Origin of the sequence: Acinetobacter sp. AOR01_HL, from assembly GCF_027855455.1 — a bacterium.
Taxonomy (GTDB): Bacteria; Pseudomonadota; Gammaproteobacteria; order Pseudomonadales; family Moraxellaceae; genus Acinetobacter; species Acinetobacter baumannii.
In genome coordinates this window covers 106905-115058 of the sequence record NZ_JAKTIM010000019.1, presented here as the reverse complement: position 1 = coordinate 115058, position 8154 = coordinate 106905, and the positions used below count along the sequence as shown (strand labels likewise).

Below are 8154 nucleotides of genomic sequence, written 5' to 3'. Positions count from 1 at the left end.
CATTTGATTTCAATACATCAATAAATGCATCACTGGTAAACTGACTGCCTTGGTCTGTATTAAATATTTCAGGTCGACCATATTTTTCAATAGCTTCATTTAATGTTTCTATGCAAAATGTAACCTCCATACTAATCGATACTCTATGCGCAAGTACCTTGCGGCTATGCCAATCAATCACAGCACATAAATAAACAAAGCCTTTTGCCATAGGGATATACGTTATATCCGTAGACCACACTTGATTACTGCGCTGAATAGCCAATCCTTTGAGCAGATATGGATATTTGCGGTGAGCTTGATTAGCCTGGCTTAAATTTGGTTTGCAATATAACGCATTAATGCCCATTTTCTTCATTAAAGTACGTGTATGACGTCGTCCTATATGATGTCCTTGACGATTCAACAAATCACGCATCATACGGCTACCTGCAAAAGGGTATTGCATATGTAACTCATCCATACACCGCATCAGCTTCAGATCTGATGCACTCACAGGTTTTGGGCGATAGTAATAACAACCACGGGAGACTTTCAGCAGCTGAGCTTGCTTAGATACTGAAATCTGAAGTGAGTCATCGATTAACTTTTGTGGTTGAAGCGGCCCAGTTTCTTCAACACACCTTCTAAAAAATCAATTTCTAATGCCTGCTCACCGATTTTTGCATGTAGTTTTTTTAGATCGATGGGTGGTTCTGTTGGAGCTTTTGATTGATCGAAAGCTTGCGAGGAAGCTGAAATCAGTTGATTTTTCCAGTCGATAATTTGGTTTTGATGAACATCAAATTCAGCACTCAATTCAGCAAGTGTTTTTTCTGCTTTAATCGCAGCAAGTGCTACCTTAGCTTTAAAATCATTTGAATGATTTCTTCTTGGTCTACGTGCCATAAAATACTCCATATATTGATGTTTATAACATCATTTGGGGAGCAAAATATCACTTATAAGTGTTGTTCAAATTTCCTGATCCACCTCTGAGGGAAAATTATAAAAGCCTAGTTGTATATCATATAAGCTTTTATATGCTCACATTACATGAATTTCCTCAACTCTTAAGTGATGCATCATCTCTCGAATAAACACAAAGTAGGTAAAAACATAAAGCTGATCTGGAGACACTTGGCTTGTGTAATAGCTTAAATGCTCAATAAAATCATTTAATCTAGCAATTAGATTAAACAATCCGTAAATAAAAAGATCCCCCAATCTTTAAGATTAAGAGATTTCTTTTCGATACTATTTATACCAAGTACACATTACTTTTACTTCAAATGTGCCTTAATCTTCTCTTTAACTGCTTCTGTTGAAATACCATATCGATCATGCAAAGTGGGTAATGCACCTGCATCTAAAAATGCATCTGGCAAACCAATCATGTCAAAACGAGGATGTTGACCATTTCTTAAAAGTAGTGAGCCGACAGCTTCTCCTAACCCACCAATGACTGAGTGATTTTCGGCAGTTAAAACAGGTCGGCCACCTTTTGCGACTTCATCCAAAATAGTTTGTTCATCTAGAGGCTTAATGGTAGGCACATGCAACACTGAAACCTCAATGCCCTCTTTTTCAAGCTCTTCGGCTGCCTCAAGCGCACGCATGGTCAATAGACCAGTCGAGATAATGAGCAAGTCTTTACCCGGTTTAATCACCTGTGCCTTACCCAATTTAAACTGGTAATTGTATTTATCGAGTACTAATGGAACCTGCCCACGTAATAGACGCATATATACAGGGCCATTATGAGCGGCAATTTGAGGAATCGCCTGTTCGATTTCCAAGGCATCACATGGATCGATAACCATCAAGTTCGGCATAGCACGAAAAATCGCAATATCATCCGTTGCCTGATGGCTTGGGCCATAGCCCGTGGTTAACCCCGGGAGTGCCGCCACAATTTTGACATTGAGGTTATCTTCCGCAATGGCCATACAAATAAAGTCATAGGCACGGCGTGATGCAAACACAGCATAAGTTGTTGCAAAAGGAACAAATCCTTCACGAGCAAGTCCTGCTGCTGCGCTCATCAAAAGTTGTTCTGCCATGCCCATTTGGTAAAACTTGTCTGGGTTTTCTTTGGCAAAGATATGTAGATCAGTATATTTTGATAAATCCGCTGACAAACCCACGATATCGTCACGCTCTTTTGCCAAGGCATTCAGTGCATGTCCAAATGGAGCTGGTTTGGTCGGTTGGCCCTCGGCAGCAATAGAAGCAATCATTGCCGAAGTGGTTAGTTTTTTCTTAGGGGGATTGGCTAACTGGCTCATGGCGTATTCCTTACTGTCCGTAGTGGGTCAAAATATTTAAAGCGTCGTCCCATTCATGTTCATCAACACGAATGAAGTGTGTTTTTTCGCGGCTTTCCAAGAACGACACGCCTTTACCCATTTTGGTGTCACAAATAATGACTCTTGGGCATGCTCCCTGATGGTTTCGTGCCTGATCGAATGCCTCAAGCAGAGCTTCCATGTTGTTGCCATCTACACGTTGGGTATACCAACCAAATGACTGCCAACGATCAACAATTGGCTCAAACGCTAAAATTTCGCTTGAGTGCCCATCTGCCTGCTGATTATTCACATCAATAATGGCAATCAGGTTATCTAGTTTCCAATGCGAAGCAGACATCACGGCTTCCCATGTTGAGCCTTCATTTAGCTCTCCATCGGACAGTAAGTTATAGACAAAAGCATCCGACTTTTTCTGTTTTAGCCCTAGACATGCACCGACTGCAATTCCAAGACCATGACCCAATGAGCCACCTGTAATTTCCATACCCGGTGTGTAAGAAGCCATACCCGACATCGGTAGACGACTGTCATCTGCACCGTAGGTTTCAAGCTCTTCACGCGGGATAATTTTTGCTTCAATTAAGGCTGCATAGAGTGCAATTGCATAGTGCCCAATAGAAAGATAAAAACGGTCACGCCCTTCCCATTCGGGGTTTTCTGGCTGATATTTCATGGCATGGAAATAAGATACTGCCAGTAGATCTGCTGCACCCAAAGCTTGCCCAACATAGCCTTGGCCTTGTACTTGCCCCATACGTAAAGCATGCTGGCGAATGTGGTAGGCACGTTGTTGCAACTCGGCAATTTGGCCTGCTTTATCAACATTTAACATTGTCATTTACTATTCCTTATTAACGATTGACCAGTTTTGCCGGAACACGCAGAACCAGACTGGCACCGAAAATTAATACTGCTGTGATTAAGAACATGCCGATTGCATTTGAACCAGTGTTAGTAGTAATCCAACCAATTAAATACGGCGAGCAAAATCCGGCAAGGTTGGCAAAGCTATTCACTGCTGCAATACCTGCCGCTGCGGAAACACCACCCAAAAAGTTGGTCGGTAACATCCAGAATAAAGAGGATGCCGTCAGCACACCTGAGGCTGCAATGCAAAGGCAAATTAAAGAGAGCGTTAGATTTGAAGCGAATAAGGTCGCAAATGTGAGTGCTATAGCGCCTGCACACATGGGGATAATTAAGTGCCAGCGGCGTTCTTGAAAATGGTCACCACTACGTCCTGCCAAAATCATGACTACAATGGCACACATATAAGGCAAGCTTGTGAGCAAACCGATATGCCAGTTATCACTAATGCCAGAGTTACGAATAAGAGTTGGTAGCCAAAATGTAATGGCGTATTGGCCCATCACGACACAAAAGTAAATACCTGCCAGTAGCCATAAGCGTTTATCCGCGATGAACTCTTTGACGCTTGCATGGCCTTCTTTGTGCTGGTTATCTTGAGCAAGCTCTTGCTTCACCAAATTTTTTTCGTCTTGGGTTAACCAGTTAGCGTCTTGAACTGAATCTTTTAAAACAGCGAGTACCAATAGGCCAACAAGTACGGTAGGAATGGCCTCAATTACAAACATCCACTGCCAGCCAAACCAGCCATGTACGCCGCTCATTCGGTCCATGATTAAGCCTGAAAGTGGGCCACCAATCATTCCTGAAATTGGAATCGCGATAAACCAAAGTACGGTCATGCGTGCGCGGCGGTAAGATGGGAACCAGTAAGTGAGGTAGAGCAACAAACCCGGAGCTAGTCCAGCTTCGGCGACACCCAATAAAAAACGTAAGGTGTAAAATTGCCATTCAGTTTGAACAAAAGCAAAACAGCCTGACAAAATGCCCCATGTGATCATGATTCGGGCAATCCAACGCCGTGCACCTACTTTATGAAGCACAATATTACTTGGTACTTCACAGAGAAAGTAACCAATAAAGAAAATCCCTGCGCCTAACCCATATACAGCTTCACTAAACTGTAAATCGCTCATCATTTGGAGCTTGGCAAAACCCACATTTACCCGATCTAAATAGGCACAAAAATAACAAAGCATTAAAAATGGCATGAGCCGAAATGCAATTTTTCGATACGCCGATTTACGAACCGTTGTATCTACTTCAGATGAAAATACTGTATCCATCATGCGAATCCCTTTACATTTGGCCACAGTATCCTCTTGTGGCCATCATTCTATTTTTATTTAAATGGTGAGCGTTTAATGAATAAGCATGCCACCATTTACATCGAGTGTTACACCAGTCAAATAAGCTGACAGGTCACTTGCCAAAAATAGTGCTGCATTTGCAACGTCTTGTGCTTTACCTAAACGGCCCAGCGGAATACCAGCCAGAATGTCGTGACGACGGTCATCATTCATTAAACCGCCAGTAATATCAGTCTGGATTAGACCTGGAGTAAGAGAATTTACACGAATCTGGTCACCACCAAACTCACGAGCCATCGCTTTTGCCAGACCTAACACGCCTGCCTTTGCAGCGCTATAATGCGGTCCGCCAAAGATACCGCCACCACGTTGTGCTGAAACTGAAGATAGACAGACAATACTTCCACCACCATTTGCTTTCATAGATGGAATAACCGCTTGCGACATAATAAGCGTTCCGCGTAGGCTGACATCTAAAACACGATCATAATCACTGCGTTGAATATCAAGTGTTTTGATAGGCTGAGTAATGCCCGCATTGTTAATTAAAATATCAATCTTTCCGTAGTGCTGTAGCGCTTGTTCAACAGCAGCTTTGACCTGCTCTTCATTTGCAACATTGGCAGCAAGACCCATATGTCCTTCGCCAAGCGCCTTTGCAGCGTTTTGGCTTTGGGCAAGATCTAAATCAACAATAATGACTTTGGCACCTTGTTGTGCAAATATTTCTGCGGTTGCTCGCCCAATTCCACGTTCTGATGCTGCACCCGTAATTAATGCCACTTTTCCTTGTAGTAACATGTTGAATCCTCTTTTACGCTTTATTTCCTGAGTTCTGACTTAGAATCCCTTTTTTCACAAAGCCCAGCAATCATGTCGAATTCAACAAGGCATGAAAAAAATTCATGCCTATGCTATTTTCAAATAAGTTTTAGGGATAAAAACGGATCATTTCATGGATAGTAGTGAAAACAATTTCAACCAAATGCCCTCAATTAAAACATTACAGGCTTTTGAACAAACCGCCCGTTTCGGCAATGTTGCTAAGGCAGCAGAGAATTTAAATCTCACCCCTTCGGCAGTGAGCCATCAAATTGCTAAGCTTGAAGAAATGATTGGGCAGAGTTTATTTATTCGTGGTGCCCGTGGTGTGACACTTACTCCTTCAGGTGAACGCTATTTTCAAGATGTCACCACCATTTTGCATAATCTGATGTTAGCCACAGAAAAAGCTGCCGATAAAAGCCCTAAAGACAGTTTATATATTCATTCATCCCCAAGTTTTGGTTTACTTTGGTTACTCCCTCGCCTTGAATCATTTAAAGAAAAGTTCCCCATGATTCAGGTTAACCTATCGTGTTCGTATGAAAATTTGCACTTTACCCGCGATAAGATCGATATTGATATTCGTCATGGTTTACCCAACTGGACAGGGGTAGAAATCAGAACCATTCGTAATGAAAAGCTTGAAGTGCTTGCGTCCCCTAAGCTACTGGAACGTAGTCCGGTTCATAAACCTCAAGATTTATTAAAGAAAGAACTAATTTTATCGCGTTCAACCTTAGTGACTTGGCCCCAATGGTTTGCCCATCAGGGTTTAAGCATTCCTGAGTTTCCCTACACTTTGAGTTTTGACCGCTCTTATATGTCACTTGAGGCGGCCACACACGGGCTAGGTTTTGTTTTAGAAAGTAATTTGCTTACCCAAAATTATTTAGAATCTGGAAAGTTGGTTAGAGTTTTTGCAGATGAGCTATCGATTCCAATCTCTGCTCATCACTTGGTATATCCAAGAACCCACCAATTTATTCCTAAAATTGAGCTATTTTTAAACTGGATTCATGATGAATTGGCAGGCTGAGAAATCATTTCTTAAATGATCTGAATTTGCTCAACTCGTAAGTGATGCATCATCTCTCGGATAAATACAAAGTAGGTAAAAATATAAAGTTGATCTGGGGCTACTTGGTTTGTGTAGTAACTCAAACGCTCAATAAAACTATTAAATCCATGCTCAAGCTCAGTACGGCTGATTTGCTTTTTAGCACTAAAAAATAACTCACTCAGTTGTGCCATGGTGGTATCAGCCGTAACGGCTATACCATTTATATTGAGATTTCTGAGTGGCTGCGACTCGATGATTTCTTCAATAAAATAAATCATCTTTTCAATCGCAAGCTCATCAATAACACCATTGCTGATACTTTTTGAATTAATAAAACCTAAGCCCTGCTCAAGGTGAATATGTTGGCTGTCTACATCAAATGACATGCCATTAAGACCAAGTGAAAACTTTAAAACCGAGTTGGGATAATTCATAAAAATAGCTTATTGTTGAAGTTTGCTAATAAAGTTAATTTGTTTATAACCCTAAATGGTATCGGCTGTTCAGTACTCAGCATTAACTGATCGATTATTATTAACACTATATATAATAAAAACCTCTTTAAAAAGATGAAAAATCAATCTTATATTCATCCAGTCTTACTATTACAAAATAGAGTATAAGCATGAAAAAATTAGCAATTTTAGGTATTACGGTTTATAGCTTTGCGCAAATTGCAAATGCAGCAACGTTAAATGTAAAACCATATGGTACGACTCAAAATGGCCAAAAAGTTGATCTATACACCATGAGTAATAACAATGGAGTCTCGGTATCTTTTATTAGTTTTGGTGGTGTAATTACACAAATCTTGACTCCCGATGCCCAAGGCAAACAAAATAATATCGTTTTGGGCTTTGATGACTTAAAAGGCTATGAAGTCACTGATACCAAGGAAGGTATTCATTTTGGCGGATTAATTGGTCGTTATGCGAACCGGATTGGCAATGCTAAATTTAGCTTAGATGGAAAAACGTATAACCTCGAAAAAAATAATGGCCCGAACTCATTACATAGCGGCAATCCTGGTTTTGATAAACGTGTTTGGCAAGTTAAGCCCCTCGTTTCTCAAGGTGAAACCGTTAAAGCTTCTCTTAAGTTAACTAGTCCAAATGGTGATCAAGGTTTTCCTGGAAAATTAAATGTAGAAGTAATCTACAGTCTTTCAGATCAAAATGAATTCAAGATTGAATATAAAGCCAAAACTGATCAGCCTACAGTCGTCAACCTTACCAATCATAGTTATTTCAACTTATCAGGCGCTGGAAACAATCCTTATGGCGTACTAGATCATGTAGTACAACTCAATGCAGACCGTATATTAGTAACCGATCAAAACTCTTTACCCACAGGTGAAATTGCTTCAGTTGCAGGTACGCCTTTTGACTTTCGGAAGCCTAAAGCAATTGTGAAAGATATTCGAGCAAATAATCAGCAATTGGCCTATGGATATGGCTATGATCAAACTTGGGTAATTAATCAAAAGTCTCAAGGGAAACTCAATCTTGCAGCGATCGTGGTTGACCCAAAATCTAAACGGACCATGCAAGTCTTAACCACTGAACCAAGTGTCCAAATGTATACAGCCAATCATTTACTCGGAAATATTGTTGGCGCAAATGGGGTACTCTACCGACAAGCAGACGCGCTAGCATTAGAAACGCAGCATTTTCCAGACAGCCCGAATCAACCATCTTTCCCGTCTACACGTTTAAACCCAAATCAAACTTATAACAGTGTCACCGTATTTACGTTTGGTATTCAAAAATAGTGTTTCTAATTGAGACTATGTCCATATGAA

7 protein-coding genes and 2 pseudogenes are annotated in these 8154 nt (G+C 40.8%); 2 read left to right on the top strand and 7 right to left on the bottom strand.

Going from position 1 to position 8154, the window contains the following annotated elements; all coding sequences use genetic code 11:
- The 6 genes and pseudogenes from MKL62_RS06935 to MKL62_RS06910 form a co-directional block, all read right to left on the bottom strand.
- A pseudogene (locus tag MKL62_RS06935) lies at positions 1-900 on the bottom strand (IS3 family transposase); the annotation flags it as partial.
- Between the two features lie 126 nt (positions 901-1026).
- A pseudogene (locus tag MKL62_RS06930) lies at positions 1027-1158 on the bottom strand (hypothetical protein); the annotation flags it as partial.
- A 104-nt stretch (positions 1159-1262) separates the two neighbouring features.
- A complete protein-coding gene (locus MKL62_RS06925) occupies positions 1263-2267 on the bottom strand; it encodes a transketolase family protein (RefSeq protein ID WP_005129363.1) in 1005 nt (334 codons plus the stop codon).
- Positions 2268-2277: 10 nt separating this feature from the next.
- Positions 2278-3123: a transketolase gene (locus MKL62_RS06920; RefSeq protein WP_109850629.1), complete on the bottom strand. Its 846-nt coding sequence runs from the start codon at positions 3121-3123 to the stop codon at positions 2278-2280.
- 19 nt (positions 3124-3142) lie between these two features.
- Positions 3143-4444 carry an MFS transporter gene (locus MKL62_RS06915; RefSeq protein ID WP_000381876.1) on the bottom strand — a complete coding sequence of 434 codons (1302 nt, stop codon included), beginning with the start codon at positions 4442-4444 and terminating at the stop codon, positions 3143-3145.
- Positions 4445-4519: 75 nt separating this feature from the next.
- A complete protein-coding gene (locus MKL62_RS06910; protein ID WP_000926505.1) occupies positions 4520-5269 on the bottom strand; it encodes an SDR family NAD(P)-dependent oxidoreductase in 750 nt (249 codons plus the stop codon).
- 184 nt (positions 5270-5453) lie between these two features.
- Between MKL62_RS06910 and MKL62_RS06905 the strand changes: the two genes are divergently transcribed.
- The gene (locus MKL62_RS06905; protein WP_085941188.1) at positions 5454-6329 is read left to right on the top strand and encodes a LysR substrate-binding domain-containing protein; all 876 of its coding nucleotides are present in this window, start codon (positions 5454-5456) and stop codon (positions 6327-6329) included.
- Between the two features lie 11 nt (positions 6330-6340).
- On the opposite strand, the gene MKL62_RS06900 is transcribed toward MKL62_RS06905, so the two are convergent.
- Positions 6341-6787: a hypothetical protein gene (locus MKL62_RS06900; RefSeq protein ID WP_005129369.1), complete on the bottom strand. Its 447-nt coding sequence runs from the start codon at positions 6785-6787 to the stop codon at positions 6341-6343.
- A 191-nt stretch (positions 6788-6978) separates the two neighbouring features.
- On the opposite strand from MKL62_RS06900, the gene MKL62_RS06895 reads away from it, so the two are divergent.
- On the top strand, positions 6979-8124 hold the full coding sequence (locus MKL62_RS06895) for an aldose epimerase family protein (RefSeq protein WP_005129370.1): 1146 nt from the start codon (positions 6979-6981) through the stop codon (positions 8122-8124).
- Positions 8125-8154: the final 30 nt, after the last annotated feature.